Source organism: Exiguobacterium sp. MMG028 (assembly GCF_027947425.1).
Classification (GTDB): Bacteria; Bacillota; Bacilli; order Exiguobacteriales; family Exiguobacteriaceae; genus Exiguobacterium; species Exiguobacterium aestuarii_A.
This window is the reverse complement of sequence record NZ_JAQJIN010000001.1, coordinates 413,522-431,061: the sequence shown is the minus strand read 5'-3', so window position 1 is coordinate 431,061 and position 17,540 is coordinate 413,522. Positions and strand designations below refer to the sequence as shown.

The 17,540-nt window shown below is 46.9% G+C and carries 20 protein-coding genes; 6 read left to right on the top strand and 14 right to left on the bottom strand.

Features of this window, described 5'->3' with window-relative positions; translation table 11 throughout:
- Nucleotides 1-24: 24 nt before the first annotated feature.
- Nucleotides 25-555 (bottom strand): NUDIX hydrolase, encoded by a 531-nt coding sequence (locus PJK55_RS02325; protein ID WP_271304664.1) that lies wholly within the window; start codon nucleotides 553-555, stop codon nucleotides 25-27.
- Between the two features lie 72 nt (nucleotides 556-627).
- Between PJK55_RS02325 and PJK55_RS02320 the strand changes: the two genes are divergently transcribed.
- Nucleotides 628-1,458: an aldo/keto reductase gene (locus tag PJK55_RS02320; protein ID WP_271304663.1), complete on the top strand. Its 831-nt coding sequence runs from the start codon at nucleotides 628-630 to the stop codon at nucleotides 1,456-1,458.
- Between the two features lie 6 nt (nucleotides 1,459-1,464).
- On the opposite strand, the gene PJK55_RS02315 is transcribed toward PJK55_RS02320, so the two are convergent.
- Nucleotides 1,465-2,007, bottom strand: a complete 543-nt coding sequence (locus PJK55_RS02315; RefSeq protein ID WP_074033894.1) for a PadR family transcriptional regulator — start codon at nucleotides 2,005-2,007, stop codon at nucleotides 1,465-1,467.
- Between the two features lie 57 nt (nucleotides 2,008-2,064).
- Here PJK55_RS02315 and PJK55_RS02310 point away from each other — a divergent pair, with 57 nt between their 5' ends.
- Nucleotides 2,065-2,451 carry a thioredoxin family protein gene (locus tag PJK55_RS02310; protein WP_271305263.1) on the top strand — a complete coding sequence of 129 codons (387 nt, stop codon included), beginning with the start codon at nucleotides 2,065-2,067 and terminating at the stop codon, nucleotides 2,449-2,451.
- Nucleotides 2,452-2,553: 102 nt separating this feature from the next.
- Nucleotides 2,554-2,907, top strand: coding sequence for a hypothetical protein (locus PJK55_RS02305; protein WP_271304662.1), 354 nt, complete (start codon nucleotides 2,554-2,556; stop codon nucleotides 2,905-2,907).
- A 16-nt stretch (nucleotides 2,908-2,923) separates the two neighbouring features.
- On the opposite strand, the gene PJK55_RS02300 is transcribed toward PJK55_RS02305, so the two are convergent.
- The 9 genes from PJK55_RS02300 to PJK55_RS02260 form a co-directional block, all read right to left on the bottom strand.
- Nucleotides 2,924-3,850 carry an NAD(P)/FAD-dependent oxidoreductase gene (locus PJK55_RS02300; protein ID WP_271304661.1) on the bottom strand — a complete coding sequence of 309 codons (927 nt, stop codon included), beginning with the start codon at nucleotides 3,848-3,850 and terminating at the stop codon, nucleotides 2,924-2,926.
- Entirely contained in the window at nucleotides 3,847-4,428 is a 582-nt protein-coding gene (locus PJK55_RS02295) for a CDP-alcohol phosphatidyltransferase family protein (protein WP_214692829.1), read from the bottom strand. Before PJK55_RS02295 ends, PJK55_RS02300 begins: the two co-directional genes overlap by 4 nt.
- Nucleotides 4,421-5,308: an ABC transporter ATP-binding protein gene (locus PJK55_RS02290; protein WP_271304660.1), complete on the bottom strand. Its 888-nt coding sequence runs from the start codon at nucleotides 5,306-5,308 to the stop codon at nucleotides 4,421-4,423. Before PJK55_RS02290 ends, PJK55_RS02295 begins: the two co-directional genes overlap by 8 nt.
- The gene (locus tag PJK55_RS02285) at nucleotides 5,305-6,012 is read right to left on the bottom strand and encodes an ABC transporter permease subunit (protein WP_271304659.1); all 708 of its coding nucleotides are present in this window, start codon (nucleotides 6,010-6,012) and stop codon (nucleotides 5,305-5,307) included. The genes PJK55_RS02290 and PJK55_RS02285 overlap by 4 nt, the downstream gene beginning before the upstream one ends.
- Nucleotides 6,009-6,782: an ABC transporter permease gene (locus PJK55_RS02280; protein WP_271304658.1), complete on the bottom strand. Its 774-nt coding sequence runs from the start codon at nucleotides 6,780-6,782 to the stop codon at nucleotides 6,009-6,011. The genes PJK55_RS02285 and PJK55_RS02280 overlap by 4 nt, the downstream gene beginning before the upstream one ends.
- A complete protein-coding gene (locus PJK55_RS02275) occupies nucleotides 6,769-7,944 on the bottom strand; it encodes an ABC transporter substrate-binding protein (protein ID WP_271304657.1) in 1,176 nt (391 codons plus the stop codon). The genes PJK55_RS02280 and PJK55_RS02275 overlap by 14 nt, the downstream gene beginning before the upstream one ends.
- 15 nt (nucleotides 7,945-7,959) lie before the next feature.
- Nucleotides 7,960-8,703: an SDR family NAD(P)-dependent oxidoreductase gene (locus PJK55_RS02270; protein WP_271304656.1), complete on the bottom strand. Its 744-nt coding sequence runs from the start codon at nucleotides 8,701-8,703 to the stop codon at nucleotides 7,960-7,962.
- Nucleotides 8,700-9,674 (bottom strand): MBL fold metallo-hydrolase, encoded by a 975-nt coding sequence (locus PJK55_RS02265; RefSeq protein ID WP_271304655.1) that lies wholly within the window; start codon nucleotides 9,672-9,674, stop codon nucleotides 8,700-8,702. The genes PJK55_RS02270 and PJK55_RS02265 overlap by 4 nt, the downstream gene beginning before the upstream one ends.
- Before the next feature lie 108 nt (nucleotides 9,675-9,782).
- Nucleotides 9,783-11,219, bottom strand: a complete 1,437-nt coding sequence (locus tag PJK55_RS02260; protein WP_271304654.1) for an NADP-dependent glyceraldehyde-3-phosphate dehydrogenase — start codon at nucleotides 11,217-11,219, stop codon at nucleotides 9,783-9,785.
- Between the two features lie 222 nt (nucleotides 11,220-11,441).
- On the opposite strand from PJK55_RS02260, the gene PJK55_RS02255 reads away from it, so the two are divergent.
- Nucleotides 11,442-12,323, top strand: a complete 882-nt coding sequence (locus PJK55_RS02255) for a chemotaxis protein CheV (RefSeq protein ID WP_074033256.1) — start codon at nucleotides 11,442-11,444, stop codon at nucleotides 12,321-12,323.
- A 35-nt stretch (nucleotides 12,324-12,358) separates the two neighbouring features.
- On the opposite strand, the gene PJK55_RS02250 is transcribed toward PJK55_RS02255, so the two are convergent.
- A complete protein-coding gene (locus PJK55_RS02250) occupies nucleotides 12,359-12,721 on the bottom strand; it encodes an Hpt domain-containing protein (protein ID WP_271305262.1) in 363 nt (120 codons plus the stop codon).
- Between the two features lie 156 nt (nucleotides 12,722-12,877).
- Between PJK55_RS02250 and PJK55_RS02245 the strand changes: the two genes are divergently transcribed.
- Nucleotides 12,878-13,813, top strand: coding sequence for a magnesium transporter CorA family protein (locus tag PJK55_RS02245; RefSeq protein WP_074033258.1), 936 nt, complete (start codon nucleotides 12,878-12,880; stop codon nucleotides 13,811-13,813).
- A 39-nt stretch (nucleotides 13,814-13,852) separates the two neighbouring features.
- On the opposite strand, the gene PJK55_RS02240 is transcribed toward PJK55_RS02245, so the two are convergent.
- Nucleotides 13,853-14,965 carry a PP2C family protein-serine/threonine phosphatase gene (locus tag PJK55_RS02240; protein ID WP_271304653.1) on the bottom strand — a complete coding sequence of 371 codons (1,113 nt, stop codon included), beginning with the start codon at nucleotides 14,963-14,965 and terminating at the stop codon, nucleotides 13,853-13,855.
- A 144-nt stretch (nucleotides 14,966-15,109) separates the two neighbouring features.
- On the opposite strand from PJK55_RS02240, the gene ytzI reads away from it, so the two are divergent.
- Nucleotides 15,110-15,301, top strand: a complete 192-nt coding sequence (gene ytzI / locus PJK55_RS02235) for a YtzI protein (RefSeq protein ID WP_271304652.1) — start codon at nucleotides 15,110-15,112, stop codon at nucleotides 15,299-15,301.
- 15 nt (nucleotides 15,302-15,316) lie between these two features.
- Here the strand turns inward: ytzI and PJK55_RS02230 are convergent, their stop codons facing one another.
- On the bottom strand, nucleotides 15,317-17,443 hold the full coding sequence (locus PJK55_RS02230; protein WP_271304651.1) for a DNA topoisomerase III: 2,127 nt from the start codon (nucleotides 17,441-17,443) through the stop codon (nucleotides 15,317-15,319).
- Between the last annotated feature and the right edge of the window lie 97 nt (nucleotides 17,444-17,540).

Here is a 17,540-nt window from a genome sequence, read left to right as displayed (position 1 = left end):
ACCATATAAAATTTCAGATTAGAATTATTTTAATCTAGACAATTGCCACCACTGAATCGCCATGATTGTCTTCGCATCGGTGATAACACCTCTGTCTAACAAATCAACCGCCTCTTCAAAAGAAAATCGTTTTACATTTAAAAACTCATCTTCGTCAAGGTTCATCTCACCCGCTGATAATCCTTTCGCGACAAACACATCGACTCGCTCACTGCAAAAACCTGGGGCTCCGTAGAAAGAGAAAATCTTTTCGAGCGACTCCGCCGTATATCCGGTTTCTTCAGCTAACTCACGTTCGGCACTCGATACCGGTTCTTCCCCTTTTTCAAGTTTGCCTGCTGGGATTTCAAGCGACATCGATTCAAACGCTTTTCGATACTGCTCTACCATGACAATTTTGTCCGATTCATCGATGACGAGCACGGCAACAGCACCATTGTGATAGACGAGTTCTCGCACAGACGTGTTTCCATTCGGAAGGGAGACGACATGCTTTTCCACATCGAAAATCTTACCTTCATAGATGACTTCCCGCTCAATCGTTTTTTCTTCCATATGATTACTCCTCACTTTTCGATATACTCTGATTATGAGTCAAACCAACATTTCGAACAAGGAGGAATCCATATGAGTGAACTCGGACTCGGAACGATGACGATTTTGAAACATGGGGAGATTGAGGCAAAGAAGATCCTGGAGACGGCCATTCAATCGGGGATTCGCCATATCGATACAGCAGATGTCTATGCACGACAAGCTGTCGAGCGCGTAATCGGGGAAACGTTAGGTCAGGAACGAAAACAACTCTTTTTAGCGAGTAAGGGTGGAAATGAACTGACTGAAGACGGGATGCGTTGGAATCCTGATCCGTCCTATTTAGAGGAAGCGTTACACGGATCGCTCGAGCGATTGCAAACCGATTATCTAGATTTATATTATATTCACGGCGGTACGCTCGAGGACGACCTCGACGCAACGATTGAATGGGCGCAAAAACAAAAGCATGATGGTATCATCCGACAAATCGGACTCTCATCGATTCGACCGAACGTTATCAAACATTGGGTCGCTTCCGGAGCTCTCGATGTGCTCATGACGCCGTATTCCCTTCTTGATCGACGACCAGAGACGCTTGATTTGTCGATTCCAATCGTAGGTCGTGGTGTTCTTGCCAAAGGATTACTGACGGATGAATGGGAGACACGACTCGGGGATAAAGGATTTGAGGCGTGGCGAAAAGAGGAACTTGCCAGTGAATTGGCGATGATGCCTAATCCGATTCAGGCGTATGCACTCGAAGCCGCTAAGCGGTTCTGTGACGTCGTCTTACCGGGTGCCTCTTCAGTGAAGCAATTGAACGAGACGATTCGCGCGTACGAGACTGAAATCGATGAAGAAGCGCTTGACCGACTACTCGCTCGTCTGCCAATTCATTCATATACAAAACACGTGACCTGAACTGTTTCAGGTCACGTGTTTTTCATTACGCGCTTTAATCTGTTCGATTGCCCAGTCTGCCCATCCGGCATAGTTTTCCATCATCCGAATCGCGTATTCACTCGTCAATAAATAACCGAGCGTATCTTCATCAGATTGATGTTCTTCCTGGAACATTCGAATTTGTTGGGCAACTTGTTCGTGATGGGCTTTTGTCTCTTCGATATATCGGACCGCTTCTTCGACTGGAAGCAACTGAAGCAAACTGACTCGCAAAAGGTTCTCATCTTTCATTTTTGGTTGAAACGATGTCGGTTGACGTAGCCAGTTAATCAACTCCTCACGTCCTTGGTCCGTGATCGAGTAGATTTTCTTATCTGGCAACTCCTGTTGCGAAATATGCTCCGCTGAGACGAGGTCATCTTCTTCCATCTTTAACAGTTCCCGATAAATCTGTGTATGGTGTGCGTTCCAAAAATGAATCATCTGCGCCTTGAACGTCGCGTTCAGGGCATACCCGGTCGCAGGCTGATGGGTCAATAACCCGAGCAATGCGTGACGTAACGCCATATCCATCACCTTTTCCTTATCATGCTATTTTTATAAGTGTATCACATTCTTCAATGAATTCGAGAATGCCAATCTGTTGACGACTCGTTTAAAACCCGACAAAATAGATGGAAGAAAGGAGAGTTGTCTATGCAACCGATTCATTCATCACAACAATTTGACGAAGCCACAAAAGATCATGGAATGGTAGTCTTCACCACGTCATGGTGCCCGGACTGCAAACGTCTCGACATGTATGTCGACGAGCTCGTCAAAGACTATCCACAGTTTAACTGGCATGTTGTCGACCGCGACGAACTACCAGAATTATCTGATGCTCAAGAAGTTCGCGGCATCCCTTCACTTCTCTATTATAAAGACGGGGTAAAACAAGAACACCTCCACTCGGCAAACGCCAAGACGGAGATGCAAATTCGTTCATTCCTCGATACGATTCAAGCATAACCTGATTCCTGCAGACCTATCGGCTGCAGGATTTTTTTATACACGCTTATGTCATCCTCGTCTATACTGTAAGAAATAACCAAACAGGAAAGGAGAATGATCATGATTCGAACTCGCCTTTTTACCGCACTTTGTTTCACTATCTTCATGTTAGTCGGCTGTACACAATCATCCACCTCATCACCTATACGACCGGATGATGAGAAGGTCATCATAAATCATGCAATTGAATATCTAAACAATATGGATCGGCTACCAACCGACGAAGATGGCAAACAGGCCACGCTTCAATCCATCACAGTCGACGATCGTTTTGAATTAATTGATTCACGCTTTGAAGGGTCAAGGGCCTGGCTCGTCACGTTTCCTTCTGATTCACAGCGCACGATCGAGATTCCACAAGTGCTCGTTGAATCAGAATCGAATGAAGTGATTGGCTATTTGCCGAGCGAATGACGCTTTAGACCTCCGACTACTTGTAGTGCCGAACATATCGCGAGTCAATGAAACGCTTCACATAATATGGAAGACGTCCATGCCACGTGAACTGTCCAAATGTCAGCAAGGCACGACCTGGTGTCGTCAGTAGTATATTCATCGATTGACGTCTTCGAAATGGTTGACTCGTCTCACCGAGTAACCGCTTGGCGACAAAGCGCCCCGATCTGACAGCATCGACGCCTCCGTTTAAAATGGATGCCATATCTCCTGTTATATATATATTTGTAAACTGATGATGACGTAAATATTCATCCGTCGCTATAAAATTGTCAGGTTTTGCAAGCTCGGATTCAGCCCACCATTCTAAGGGAACAACACCCGTCGCATCTAGCAGGAGCCCCTCCGATGCGTCATCTTGAAGCTGTTGTTTCACGACCATAATGCCTGATTTCACTAGAAGACGTTCAATTTGTTTCTGTCTATGGAGCGGCACGTCTGGCAAAATCCTTTTTGCATACAGCGTCACGTCTTTCGTCTTTGCGCACGTAAACGCCAATTCTACACCGGCCTTGCCCCCACCGACAATCGTCACTACCTGACTCGAATTTATACGGTCAAGTAAAGCTTGTGACATCGGTTTAAGCGGTGTCCCAATGCCTCTACTCTTTGCACCAGTCGCCAGCACAAGTTGATCGTAGTGAAACAAGCCCTGTTCCGTTTGAACGGTTTGCTGATGAGGGTCAATTGAGATAACCCGTTCTGCGACCGGTTCAAGTCGTGGCAATTGGACTGTCGCGGAGTTCATGAGCCCGGCAATCACTTGTGGGAAGGCACCTGTATACACCGTCTGACGTCCTCCGATGAATTGAACTTCGTAATGCTCTCGAATCTCATCAAGACGGTCCAAAATTTCAAGCTGGCCGTGACCGAGTCCTACCAACATCAATACTGGTTTCATCGCAAAATTCTCCTCGCCTCGATGAATCGTTGCGTGATTGTCATCACTTCAAGTACTAAAAAGATGAGCGCAATCACACCGACCCAGTTCGGGAAGAGAATCATCAATGTGAACAAAATGAAGCATTCCGTTCGTTCAATGATTCCAGGCTGATAATAAAATGTCTTCTCTGATCGCCTTGAGCTACTTGCACCGACAGCCAAAAATAGCGTCATCGCAATGACAAATGATCCAATCAATATGAGAAAGATTGGCATGTATTCCGGATAGCGAAGTGCGAGGGCAATCACGACCGATAATTCGACGAACCGGTCCAAGACGAGGTCGAGCACAGTTCCAAAACCAGTCGTTTTGGATTTTCGTGCCATCGTTCCATCCAAGACATCAAACAAACCAGATAGCCACAATAAGATAACGGCTGTCCAGTGCATGTCATTATAAATAAAGATTCCTGTCGAAACCCCTATGATTCCGCCTAAAATGGTTACTTCATTCGGTGTAAAGTTCCATTTGAGCAGTCGATTCGCCCCCCGTTCAATGACAGGTTGGACGTAACGACTCCCGTACGTATCAAGCATGGTATTCCTCCTTTCGTTTGATTCGATATGTCATTCCGATTTGAAACCATTCATGCGTCGGTAACATGACCGACCTCCCATCCTCGAAATGATATTCCCCAAAGCACTGACCGAACCGATAAATTTTCTTCATCAATTGCACCGGTTCACCAATCGTTTCGGATATTTCCACCTCGGACAATGGTCGAAGTTTGCCATCGAGCATGACAAAGTCTCCGAATCCAGGTGCGGAGTCATATAACTCCTCTGCGGTCCCTGTCTGCGTCACCTTGCCAGCTTCAAGCAGTGTCACTCGATCTGCCATGAGCATCGCCTCTTCTCGGTCATGAGTGACCAATACTGCCGTGAGACTGAGCTCTTTGACTAAGTCACGGATAAAGCGTTGCAAATCAAGTTTCAGCTTCGGATCCAGATTTGTGAATGGTTCATCCAATAACAGAAGTTCCGGTTCTGCTGCTAGAGCCCGGGCAAGGCTCACGCGTTGCTGTTCGCCACCAGATAGTTCGTGTATTTCAGCATCGTACCGGTCAGCGAGGCGAACGACTTGTAACCAATGCTCCGCTTGTTTACGTGAACGCCCACGTGTCACGAGTGTGACGTTCTCCCCTACCGTAAGATGTGGGAACAACAATGCAGTCTGCGATAGCATCGTGACGCGACGTTTATGGGCGGGAATGTTGTTTAAGGAGCGATGATTCCACCACACATCACCTCCATCAGCCGTCTCGAGACCTGCGATGATTCGGAGAATTGTCGATTTCCCTGAGCCGCTCACTCCGACGATTGCATGAATGTCATGAGGTGCGACTTTAAAATTGACGCCATCTAATATGTGTCTTGATCCAAATTGTTTACGTAAATCGTGTACATTCAAACTCATTGTAGACGTCCTTTCAGCATACGCACCATCCACCGATTCCATCCGGAAAGCAAAAAATAGATGACTACGGGGAATAAAATGAGCATCCATGTGTTCGAGAGCGCGAGACTCCTATTGTTTCCCGCGTAAGATTGATACAATTCTGTCGTCACCGTCGGGATCAATCCTGCACCAATCAGCTGAATGAGTGCGAACTGACTGAGTAAAATGACGGTCGTGAATAATGCGATGGTCCGCATCGTTCTAGAGAAAAGCGGATACAGTACGTAAATGACTCGTCGCTTCATCGGCAATAGTCGGGCCTGTTCTAAAAGTGGACGACCGATGACCGCCATTCCGTTATAAGCGAGACGGATTGAATATGGAATCGTCACAACGAGCAAGGCGATTATGACTCCGATATAAGTCCCGATTAGCCCAACTTCAGCTAAGATCAGATAAAGCCCAAACAAAGTGGCAAGCATCGGAATGAACAACGGTAAAAACACGAGCCATTCTATGACACTTCTCCATCTCGATTCTGTCCATAAGAGCCACCAGGCAAATGTCGTCGCGAGCCACACATTGATGCCAGATAGAATAATGGTTAATCCAATCGTATGAACAATGGACTCAACATTCCCGATTTCCATTGACGGAGCGACTAAAAATAAACTGACGAACGGGAGTAACACAATAAGTATGAGGAATCCTTGACGAATCATCGCCTCACCCCCCGTTCAATCCGTCGACGAATAGATGCGGTGATCACGTAAGACACGAATACACCGAATCCGACAAGACATGTCCAAATAAGGGCGACGGCATACGGTTCTGTCGCCTCCAAATAGAGTCCCGTAGAGAGTCGTTCGTAAGCGAGGACACCGATTAGTTTCGGATAGGTCACACCGAGCAGTGCCGGAACCTCATACGCAAATGAGATGAAAGCAATTAAAATCCAGGTCGAGTCGAGCAACGGTTTAATCAAGAACGGGAACTCTGCATGTTTGAACTGTGCATAGGGAGAGAGTTGGAGCGTCTTCGCCGTTTCTACGTAACCCCGATTCAATTGTTCATATGTCCCGAGCATCATTAAAAAGACAAACGGGGTCTCCTTCCATATGTATGTCAGGATGACCGTCACATAATCTCGCTCGTTTGACTCAATCCCCCAAAAACCATTGGACCCACTAAACAATAGCCAAAACAAATACGCCGCTGCGATGTGAGGAACGAACATCGGGATTTTCAAGATTGTCGATGTGAATCGCCATCTTTTTTTTACAACCGTTCGTGCAACCCACGTTCCGAAGAAGAGTGATAGAGTGGTTGACACACTGACGACATAAAGCGTCGTAAATAAACTATCTCGCCACGTTTCGTCTGTCAACAGTGCGCCCCAATCCGTCCCGAGTGCCTCCATTCCTAGAAAAAGGAGGGCAGCGAGCGGCAAAAAAGATACGAGAATCGTTAACGCGACACTACTTCGCAACACTCGGCCACTCCTCGCGTACGACATCAATGATGTTCGGTCCGTAATCTGGAATCGAGCGTTCGAGCAACTGTTCCGGATTCGGATACGTCACGCCGTCTCCTAGCTCTTCGAAGGCTTGTTGGTCGTTTGCGTCAAGTTTTGTCAAATCGAGTGACGTCCCATCTCCCCAGTAATCAGGACCTTGTTTCACGAGCTGAGCTTCAGGCGATAACAGTTCTTGAATGAGGACGAGCGCCCCATCTGGATTTGGTGCATTGAAGGGGATGGCCAAAAAGTGCGTCGAGGCAATCGAGTGATCTAAAAGAAGTGCACGTGTCTCTTTCGGGAAAATGCCTTCCTTCACTTCCGCTTCTGCTCGACGTTCATTGAAGCCCATCGTCATCCACACTTCACCAGATGCATAGAGTTGATCGAGTTGTTCAAGCGTCTTCGGATACGTCTGTCCTTCTTTCCATAAATTCGGGGACCACGCTTTCAAATCATCCCAGAACGACTCTTCAATGGTCGTGTTCTTATTCAATTCGTCACCGTAGCGTTCATATAAAAGATGGCGGACAAAAGCATTTCCAGTAAAATCTGTGACTTCAGGATACGTGAAACGACCTGGGTTGTCTTCGGTCCAGCGACGTAATTCCTCAAACGATTCTGGAGGATTGTCTACTTTCGCTGCGTCGTAATGCAAGATGAACTGTACATTTCCCCAAGCGAGTTCCAAGTCATCTGTCGGTGTACCGGCATCTGATTGTTGAGCCGTTTCATTTAATAATGTGGCGTTTGGGACACGCTCCATCAGTCCATCCCGAAGGAGTCCTGCTTCTTTCGCATTTCGGAAATTGTCACCGTTAATCCAGACGACGTCGATTGTTCCGACTTGTCTGTCCGCTTTTTTGTCGAGCGATAGCTGACGTACGAATTCTGCCGTATCCATCGCGACACGATTTAATTCGACATCGTAAGATTCCTCAAGCCGGGGTGCCACATAGTCATCAATATAGCTATTGATTCCTTCGTCCCCACCCCACATATATAGGTTGACGGTCGACCCTTCCGCTGACTCAGCCGCAGCTTCGAATGTGTCCGAAAACTCAACCGCCTCTTTATTCCCACATGCTGCAACGAAAGTGAGCATAAGCGTTGCGAGCAATACTCTCCATTTCTTCATCGTTCTCCCCCTTTTTTACTTTTTCTCAAATCCCCGTTTTGCGAGCATTTCGAACATACTCGGGCAGATTGCGTACACATTCGCCCCGATGTTCATCCACCATGGTGCATTGATTTCGCGTTTGCGTGTAATAGTTCCTTTGACAATCACGTCGGCTAATCGTTTCGGATCAAGCATGATTCCTTTAACACTTTGGGCATATGTACCACTCTTATCGGCCCGTTCAAAGAACGGCGTGGCAATCGGTCCCGGATTGACGGTCATGACATGGATGCCACGTGGCTTCAACTCGAGTCGCAGGGCGTTCGAAAACTGTAAAAGTGCCGCCTTCGACCCAGCGTATACAGCTGATTTCGGTGTCGGAACTTTTGCAGCTTGCGAACAGACGTTGATGATGACACCTCCACGTCCTAACACTCTGGCAGCGTTTCTCGACAACAACATCGGAGCGACCGCATTCACATGCATCGTCTCTTCCATCACGTCGGTCGATTGATCCGTCACGAAATCAAATTCGGCCATCCCTGCATTGTTGACCCATGTGTCAAACTTTCCGAATCGCTCGATCACATCATCGACAAGCGTATCTGACTTTGTGACGTCCGCGCGCATCCATTCTCCCTCGCATGTGGACGCAATGGTTTTCAATCGTTCTTTATTTCTTCCAATCAATAACACGCTATATCCTTTTTCATAAAAAGAATGCGCCAATGCGGCACCGAGTCCGCTTGACGCACCTGTAATGACTACCCGTTTCATGACATCGCTTCTTTCTTTGTATAAATCCATTTTTGGTCATCTCGGCGTCTCTCGATGTCGCCACGCTCTTCGAGTAAACTGAGTCGTGCGAACACCTCGCTAAAGACGAGTGGCATACCACTTCGCATCTTTCTCCCATATAATTTCATCGACCAATCAAAGACACTGAGTCCATCTTCCCATTCAGTGAGCAATTGTTCACTGCGTTCATACCGTTGTCGGATCCGGTTCTCAATCAAATCGTTCGGATGATGAATCGGTTCACCATGTCCACTGACAACAAGTTTCAAATCGATTCCACGCAACTTTTTAAGTGAATCGATGTAGAGAATAACCGGTGAGGCAAACCCTTCATCCTCATACGGTTGTTCAATGAGTGGATTTGGTTCGACCTTATCAATCAAGTGATCTCCCGCAATCAAAACGCCTCCAGGACCGATCAATCCGAGCTGGTCACTCGCATGTCCCGGCAAATGAATCGTCTGCCACGCCCCGTCCGGTGTCACAGCTTGTCCGTCACTAAACGTCATGGTGACGGTCGTCGGCCCAATCCAACGTAATGCTTCCCGATAGTCTGGCAATTTTTCCACGAGTGGCGCCGGTGCTCCAAATGAGAGCGCCAATTCATGTAAAAAGTGGTTGCCCCTTTTTAGAAAATTCGGGGTTTGTTCTAAGTATCGAACGAGCTTCTCGTGCCCATACACCGGAATCGAGGCATCACGAAGTCGCCACGCCTGCCCCGCATGGTCGGCATGATGATGCGTCAAAAATAAAAAGTCGATGTCAGACAACGATAGTTCAAGCTCTTCAAGTTGCCGATTCAATGAAGTCCACGCTTCTTCCGTATCTGGTCCACAGTCGACCATAAAAAAGCGATTCTTATGTTCAACGATATATACGTTCACGTTTCCAACTTCGAACGGTGTCGGAATATCGAGTCTTGCCAGTTGGCTTGAAATCCAGTCCGCCACGTCATCACCACCCCTTCTTCCTGTCTTTCTCCATTATACCCGTCTGAAAGATGCGTTTTCAATCAAACAAAAAAGAGGGGGACATCTCCCCCTCACGAATGGTGAATATTATAAGTTGATAACCGTCACTTTATCGCGTGTCATCGTCTCGAGGCTACGCCCGATTCCTTGAACGCCAAGTCCCGATTGTTTCACGCCGATGAATGGGAAGTGGTCTGGACCACGTTCCGTACGTCCGTTCACTTGGACCGTACCGACTTCTAACTTGTCAGCGACTGTAAAGGCGCTATTCACATTTTGTGTGAAGACACTCGCTTGAAGACCGAACTCAGATTCGTTCGTGAGTTCAATCATCTCATCGAGTGATTTCACGCGAATGACAGGAAGGACTGGTCCGAACGGTTCTTCCCATGCGACACGCATGTCTGTCGTCACATGATCGAGCAATGTCGGATAAATGAGGTTTCCTTCACGCTCATTTCCATGAACGACCGTCGCCTTTTTGTTGACCGCATCGTCAATCAAACCTTGAACGTAATCTGTCGTTTTCGCATCGACTAAAGGAACGATGAAGCTGTTCTCTTCAGGTGAACCGACCGAGAGTTTCGCGACGCGTTCTTTCAACATGCCAACGAGCTCATCCGCTTGGTCTTCGAGGACGAAGACGCGTTTGATGGCTGTACAACGTTGACCTGAGTACGAGAATGCACCACTGACAATTTGATCTGCCGCAAGTGTCAAATCCGCATCCTCAAGGACGAGTGCCGGATCTTTCCCACCGAGTTCGAGCACGACCGGTACCATTGACGCTTGTTGTGACAAGTGTTGACCTGTACCTGTTCCACCTGTGAACGTGATCATGTCGATTCCTGGGTGAGACGTCAAGTAATCTCCGATGACCGAACCGCGTCCTGTCACAAGGTTCAAGAGACCTTTCGGAAGTCCTGCGTCATGAAGGGCTTCGACCATCTTGATGCCGCTAATTGCACCTTGAGTCGCCGGTTTGAAAACGACCGCATTCCCCGTTACGAGAGCTGGCGCAATTTTTGCCGCTGCCAAGTTGACCGGGTAGTTGAACGGTGAAATCGCGAGCACGACACCAAGCGCCTCTTTCTTGATGATGGCCATCTTGTTTTTCGAACCACCAGGGAACGAATCACCTTGCATGAATCCACCATTGAAACGAATGCCTTCTTCCGCTGTGTAACGGATGATTTCAGCTGTACGAACGACTTCTTTTTTTGCATCGTTCAAGTTTTTCCCGACTTCTTGCATGATGATTTGACCGATTTCATCAACGCGTTCTTCGAGTTTCTCTGCCCATGCATACAACAATTCAGCGCGCTTGTTGACCGGAAGCGCCGCCCATTCTTGTTGTGCACGTTTTGCGCCATGGATGGCTGCATCGACTTCATCGCGTGACATCGCCTGAACGCGACCTACGACTTCGTCTTTATATGGTGAAACGAGTTCAATCGTTTCCTGACTTGATGATTCCTGCCATTGACCATTTAATAAATATGGATATGTGTTCATACTCATCATCTCTATCTGCCTCCTGAGTAAGCTGTAATATCTCGTTGCCAACCCCATTGTATGCAGATTTTTTTGCATTGGACAACTATAACGATTCAGTTTATAAGATGTAAACGGTTACTATGAAACTTTTTGTGAATTCTGACGAGAGTTCGACAATTTTTCACTATAGATTTGATGATCCGAAACCGATAGTAAAGAAGAGAGTACGTGAAATAGGAGGGACAACCATTGAGCACTGATCATAATATTTTACTTGAGGCTGGAACGAACGAACTTGAAATCGTCATCTTCCAAGCTGGACCGTTCTTATTCGGTATCAACGTCATGAAAGTCCGTGAAATCATCACGATGCTTCCATTGACACCTCTTCCGGGCACCCCAGAGGCAATTATGGGACTGATCGAATTACGGGGTGAAGTCATGACCGTCATCGACCTTCCGATGGTCATCAATCACCCGCGTGAGGTTGGAAGTGACGATCGATTGATTGTCTGTGAATTTAACGGGGAAAAATCAGTCCTTCGTGTCGACCAAGTGACAGAGATCAAACGCATCTCGTGGGAGCAAATTGATACGCCATCTGACCTGGCACGCGGCGTCCAAGGGATTACGAACGGTGTCGTCAAAACGGGTGATCAAATGATTATCCTACTCGATTATGAGCGAATCGCACTCGAACTTTCGCGTAAAGATATCATGGCCCGCGAATCAGTCAAACGTCTCGGTGCTCGTGAACGCTCAAACAAAAACATTTGGATTGCTGAAGATTCGGAAATGCTTCGCTCCCTCATCCTCGATACGTTGGATGATGCGGGTTACTTCAACACGACCGTCTTCAATAATGGGAAAGAGGCACTCGATGCGTTCGAACAAGATGGCGTAGAGTGCGACCTTCTCATCACGGACATCGAGATGCCACAAATGGATGGACTCCATTTAACAAAACGTCTTCGAGAGATGGACCGTTACGCATCCCTCCCAATCATCATCTTCTCGTCACTCATCTCAGACGACTTGAAGCATAAGGGTGAGGCAGTCGGGGCGAACGCTCAAATCACGAAACCTGAGATTGGGATTTTGATTGCGACGTTAGACGAATTTGTAGGGTAACAAAAAAGTTTGCGACTTCACGGTCGCAAACTTTTTTACGTTAACTGCTCAAAATGATTGTTCCATTCGACTAAAAAGCGCTGACTATGCGACTCGATTGTCGCAAGCGTTTCATTTGCACCTTCAAGATGTGCATTCTCGCCTGCCATTTCAAGGTCATGAAAAAGAAGCGCGGTCTGTTCCAAGCCGACCGAATAGGACGCCCCTTTTAATAAATGGGCGAGTTGTTCGACCCGTGAATAGTCGTTCGACTCGACAGCTGCTTGCAATTCAGGATATTTTTCTTCGAACTGCTTAATATATGTGATAGCAATTTTATTTAAAAATTCCATGTTTCCATTTGCGATTTGGTGGAGCTCCGCTAACTTTTCTTCATTGAACAGAGCTTCTTCGGGCATTCTTGTCAATATAACCCCTCCTCAATAAACGATTATCCAATCGTTCCCTCTCACTGTAACATGTTTTCTAGAGAAAACAAAAAATCTCCTGCTTTGGATTGCACTCTTCATTTTCGCTACCTATAATAAGATTGAGTTAAGGTAGGAGGAAGATGCATGCTGACGATTTACCGTACTGACGCATCAGGCCATGTGGATGAAATCGAAGACTTTGATAAAGGAAGCTGGATTCAACTCGTGAATCCGACAAAAGATGAGGCCGATCAAGTCATCGAGGCGTCCGGCATTCCAGAAGACTTTGTATATGACCCACTTGATATCGAAGAAAAACCGCGTTTTGAAAAAGATGATGAAGGACTTCTCATGATCATTGACGTCCCGTACGTGGAGGAAGATGATACTGGGCGAACTTATAATACAATCCCACTTGGTATCATCGTGACTGGACGACATTTCATCACCGTCTGCTCCCGAGAGCTCGACGTTTTAAATTTATTCGCAAACGGCAAAGCACGACTGTTTCGGACGAATTATCGAAGTCGTTTCGTCTTTCAGATTTTACATCGTGTAAGTATGACGTATTTACGTTTCTTGCGACAAATCGACCGAAGAATGGATGAGCTTGAACAGGAACTACAACGTTCGATGCGAAACCAAGAGATCTTTCAATTGATGAACCTGCAAAAATCCCTCGTCTACTTCATGACCTCTTTGAAAGCGAACGATAGTGTCTTAGACCGAATCGTCAAGACACCAAGTTTAGAGAAACATGAAGAGGACGAAGAGCTATTAGAAGACGTGTTCGTCGAACACCGCCAGGCCATGGAAATGGCGTCAATCTATAATGACATCATCAGCATTAAGATGGAAGCATTCGGGTCAATCATTTCGAATAATGTCAACTTCGTCATGAAGTTCTTGGCGTCGATTACGATTGTACTCAGTATTCCAACGATGATTTCTGGAATCTTTGGGATGAACGTCCAAGTTCCTTGGGAAGGACAGCCGTTCGGATTTATCATGGCGATTACAATGATGATTGGATTTTCTGGTCTCGCCTTTTATATTCTATGGCGAAAGCGATATTTCTAAACGTACAAGAGCCTGATGCATCGTGCATCAGGCTCTTTGTTATGTGATCTTGACCGTGACGAGACAAAGGTCATCCTCAATTTCAATTTTGGAGACGAGTTGCTCTGCAACGTGACGACTATAGTCAAGACCGTACGTGGAGACGTCCTTCTCAAGCCAACGAATCCCATTGTCAATATCTTTGCTGTAACATTCCATGAGTCCATCCGTGTACATGTGAAGTGTCATACCCGGAGCAATATCAACTTCTTTAGACTCATAATTTGGTTCTTCGAACATGCCAACAGGTACTCCCGTCGTCTCAAGACGACAATTGCCTTCTTGTGACGTCACAATGACTGGAGGATGCCCTGCATTCACATACTCGATTCGACGCTTCGTTGTATCGATATAGCAATACACCGCTGTAAAGTAACTATGCATATCGTCACCCGAGAATAAGAACGTCATTTGACGATTCAACTCGGTCATCACGTCGATCGGATATTGAACATTTCCAACAAGTCCCGGAAGAATCGAACGAATTCCCATCGTAATGAGTGCGGAAGAGACCCCATGACCCATGACATCAAAGATGATGACCCCATACCGGTCCGGAGCGACCTGGAACCAAGCATACATATCCCCCGCTAATTTTTTCGAAGGTATATAGAGAGCACGCACATCAATCTCTTCATTACTGATTGGTGGCGTAAGTACACTTTGTTGGATTTTTTGCGCAAGATCTAAATCGTATTGGAGACGTGCCTCATAGATTTTCCGTTCATCGACGGCCGCTTTATAGCGGAGAGCAGAGCGGATACGTGCGAGCAACTCCGTTACCTTGATCGGTTTCGTCGTATAGTCTGACGCTCCTGCATCTAGTCCTTCAGCAATCTGCTTTTCATCTGTACGACCCGACACCATGATGACTGGCATTTCTTCGTAATCAGCCATCTGTCGAATTCGTTTACATGTCTCGATTCCAGAAATCCCGGGCATCTCGACATCCAACAGGACGAGATCATACAGCGATGTGGCTTGTGGGGCCATTAATAAGTCGAGCGCTTCTTCTCCGCTCGAAACCGATACCGTCTCATAGTCGTGCTGGTGAAGCAGTTGCTCGAGAACGAGCGTATTAACTGGTTCGTCGTCCACAATCAAAATCGCCATGATTTTCCCTTCCTTCTTTACGTAGTATTCTATATCGTATTGTACCATATCTTTTCGTCATCAGACGTAATTCTAGTCTGTTCATTCTAGTTGAAGCATCAGTCCACTATTTGGCATACTAAAGAGAGAAAGTGAGGGGTTCTTATGGCCTGGATATTTGCCGTCAGCGGTTTGATTATTTTGCTCGTTCTCATCGCATCCATCGTCGTCATCCAAAAAGGGTACGCCTATAAAGATAACAAAGACGACATCGTTCTCGACTATGACGAAATCAATCGTCGTATCGAAGACGACCAAAAAAGAGATAAGACTGACAAGACAGAAGGGCCGCTCTAATTTGCGACCCTTCTTTTATTTGAATTCAAATCGGAGTGTACCTTTTTCTAAATACAATGAGGCATTAAACGTCTTCTCGCCTTTTTTGAACGTATGCACGTTTGATTGACCTCCGTTGATCATTTGCTTCAACTCATCTTTGACAAGTCCGACGCCGAGCACCTGTTTGGAGACGGTGAAGCGACATCCTTCACGGTAACCACTACAACCGATGAACTTCGGATGCTCAACGAGGGCTTTGCCACAATTCGGACAGACTCCAAACGAGGGTTTCGGTCGATTCGCTCCTTTTTTCCCGTAACGCTTCGCCTCAATCGTATAACCTTCCGGGTTTGCTGCCTCGACTCGTGACTTTGCCTCTTCAACCAAATGAATCGACATCTTCTTCGCTTGTTCAATGAATTCAGCGGCAGATGCCGATGCTTGGCCGATTTCGTGAAGTCGTTTCTCCCATTTCGCCGTCATGACAGGCGATGCTAAAATACTGTCGCCGAGCACATCAATCAATAGACGTCCTTTATCTGTCGGAACGAGTTCTTTTTTCTGAAGTTGAACATAACCGCGCTTTTTCAATCCATCGATAATGTTAGCGCGTGTCGCCTCGGTGCCAAGACCTTCGACTTCTTTCATGATATGAATCAGCTCTTCGTCATCGAGCTGTTTTCCTGCGACTTTCATCGCCATGATCAGTGAACCTTCCGTATACCGCTTCGGTGGCTCCGTCTGTTTTGACAACACTTCAACTTTTTTCTCTTTTAATTCTTCGCCAATTGCCAACACAGGAAGCTCGACGTCTTTTGATTTCATCTCGACGACTTGACGATAACCTGGACTCACGACGACGGTCCCTTTTGCCCGATATAGGTCGTTTCCATCAATCAAGTCAACTGTCGTCTTCTCGAGCTTCGCCGCAGGTGCAAATGCCGCGAGAAAACGACGGTTAATCAAATCGTACAGCTTTGCCTCATCGCCGCTTAGACGTGTGACGTCACCACAAGCTTCGGTCGGAATGATTGCGTAGTGATCACTGACCTTTTTCGCATTGACGTAACGACGATTTTTTGACGGGTCCTCGGTTAAGATGTCACGAAGACCTTCATAGGCGGCTGACTTCAGCAGTCTCGCCTTCGTCTGAGGAAATAGCGTCGCTTCATCTGGGGTGACGAAGCCAGAATCCGTCCGAGGATAGCTGATCCACCCTTTCGTGTAAAGCTTTTGAGCGATATCGAGCGTCTTTTTCGCCCCGAAACCGAATCGTTTCCCTGCTTCTGCCTGAAGCCCGGATAAACTGAACCAAAATGGAGGTTGCTCCATTTTTTCTTCTTTGTCGATTGTTTTGACCGTGGCGGTGCCGGAAGCTCGTTTCACGACCGCGTCTGCTTCCTCACGCGTTTTGAGCTTCGTCGTCTTTCCGAGTGTATATTTTGCTTTGAACGTGCCCCGACCTTTTGCAAGTGTCGCCTCGACTTCAAAGTAAGGTTCTGGAACGAACTGCTTGATTTCTCGTTCGCGATTGACGATCAAGGCGAGTGTCGGTGTCTGGACACGACCGAGCGAGAACACGTCCTCGATCCCGATTGTTTTCAACAAGGTCGTATATGCACGGGAAGCGTTCATGCCAACGAGCCAGTCGGCACATGCGCGACTCATCGCCTCATGATAATAAGGGACTGTTTGCTCACCCGGTAACAGTTGAGAGAATCCGCGGTCGACCGCTTGTTCCGTCAGACTCGAAATCCATAGTCGCGCTAACGGTTTTTTGTTTCCCGCGAGCCGAAGAATTAATCGAACAATCGCCTCCCCTTCCCGCTCGGCATCCGAAGCGATAATCACATCGGTGATGGAGCGGTCATGTAGCCATTTCTTGATGGCATAAAACGGCTTTGATTTTCCTTTCGAGATTCGATAATCGAACCGTTCCGGAACAATCGGAAGTGCCTCGTATTTCCAAGACTTCCATTCAGGACGATAGTGTGACGGCTCCTGCAGTTCGCAAAGGTGACCGACCGCCCAAACGACAATCGCCCCTTCCGGGAAACGTGAGCATGGTGAGATTTCAATCTCATCTTTTCTTTTTTTAGATGGATAGGGAGCCGCCAACTTTTGAGCTTGCGATGGCTTTTCCGCGATGATTAGTCTCATAAGAACTCCTTACTTTGCCTTAAGTTTCGTGGCAAGACGTACGTGGTGGGATTGCTTCTTCTATGTATTTTACTATACCAAGTCGAGGATGGACATA

Excerpts from the sequence above, each read along its gene's own strand:
- PJK55_RS02305 (WP_271304662.1), top strand. The coding sequence starts at position 2,554 with ATGATTCGAACTCGCCTTTTTACCGCACTTTGTTTCACTATCTTCATG.
- PJK55_RS02245 (WP_074033258.1), top strand. The coding sequence starts at position 12,878 with ATGCTGACGATTTACCGTACTGACGCATCAGGCCATGTGGATGAAATC.
- PJK55_RS02325 (WP_271304664.1), bottom strand. The coding sequence starts at position 555 with ATGGAAGAAAAAACGATTGAGCGGGAAGTCATCTATGAAGGTAAGATT.
- PJK55_RS02290 (WP_271304660.1), bottom strand. The coding sequence starts at position 5,308 with ATGAGTTTGAATGTACACGATTTACGTAAACAATTTGGATCAAGACAC.
- PJK55_RS02250 (WP_271305262.1), bottom strand. The coding sequence starts at position 12,721 with ATGCCCGAAGAAGCTCTGTTCAATGAAGAAAAGTTAGCGGAGCTCCAC.
- PJK55_RS02300 (WP_271304661.1), bottom strand. The coding sequence starts at position 3,850 with ATGAAACCAGTATTGATGTTGGTAGGACTCGGTCACGGCCAGCTTGAA.
- PJK55_RS02275 (WP_271304657.1), bottom strand. The coding sequence starts at position 7,944 with ATGAAGAAATGGAGAGTATTGCTCGCAACGCTTATGCTCACTTTCGTT.
- PJK55_RS02260 (WP_271304654.1), bottom strand. The coding sequence starts at position 11,219 with ATGATGAGTATGAACACATATCCATATTTATTAAATGGTCAATGGCAG.
- PJK55_RS02240 (WP_271304653.1), bottom strand. The coding sequence starts at position 14,965 with ATGGCGATTTTGATTGTGGACGACGAACCAGTTAATACGCTCGTTCTC.
- PJK55_RS02270 (WP_271304656.1), bottom strand. The coding sequence starts at position 8,703 with ATGAAACGGGTAGTCATTACAGGTGCGTCAAGCGGACTCGGTGCCGCA.
- PJK55_RS02230 (WP_271304651.1), bottom strand. The coding sequence starts at position 17,443 with ATGAGACTAATCATCGCGGAAAAGCCATCGCAAGCTCAAAAGTTGGCG.
- PJK55_RS02295 (WP_214692829.1), bottom strand. The coding sequence starts at position 4,428 with ATGCTTGATACGTACGGGAGTCGTTACGTCCAACCTGTCATTGAACGG.
- PJK55_RS02315 (WP_074033894.1), bottom strand. The coding sequence starts at position 2,007 with ATGGCGTTACGTCACGCATTGCTCGGGTTATTGACCCATCAGCCTGCG.
- PJK55_RS02285 (WP_271304659.1), bottom strand. The coding sequence starts at position 6,012 with ATGATTCGTCAAGGATTCCTCATACTTATTGTGTTACTCCCGTTCGTC.
- ytzI (WP_271304652.1), top strand. The coding sequence starts at position 15,110 with ATGGCCTGGATATTTGCCGTCAGCGGTTTGATTATTTTGCTCGTTCTC.
- PJK55_RS02320 (WP_271304663.1), top strand. The coding sequence starts at position 628 with ATGAGTGAACTCGGACTCGGAACGATGACGATTTTGAAACATGGGGAG.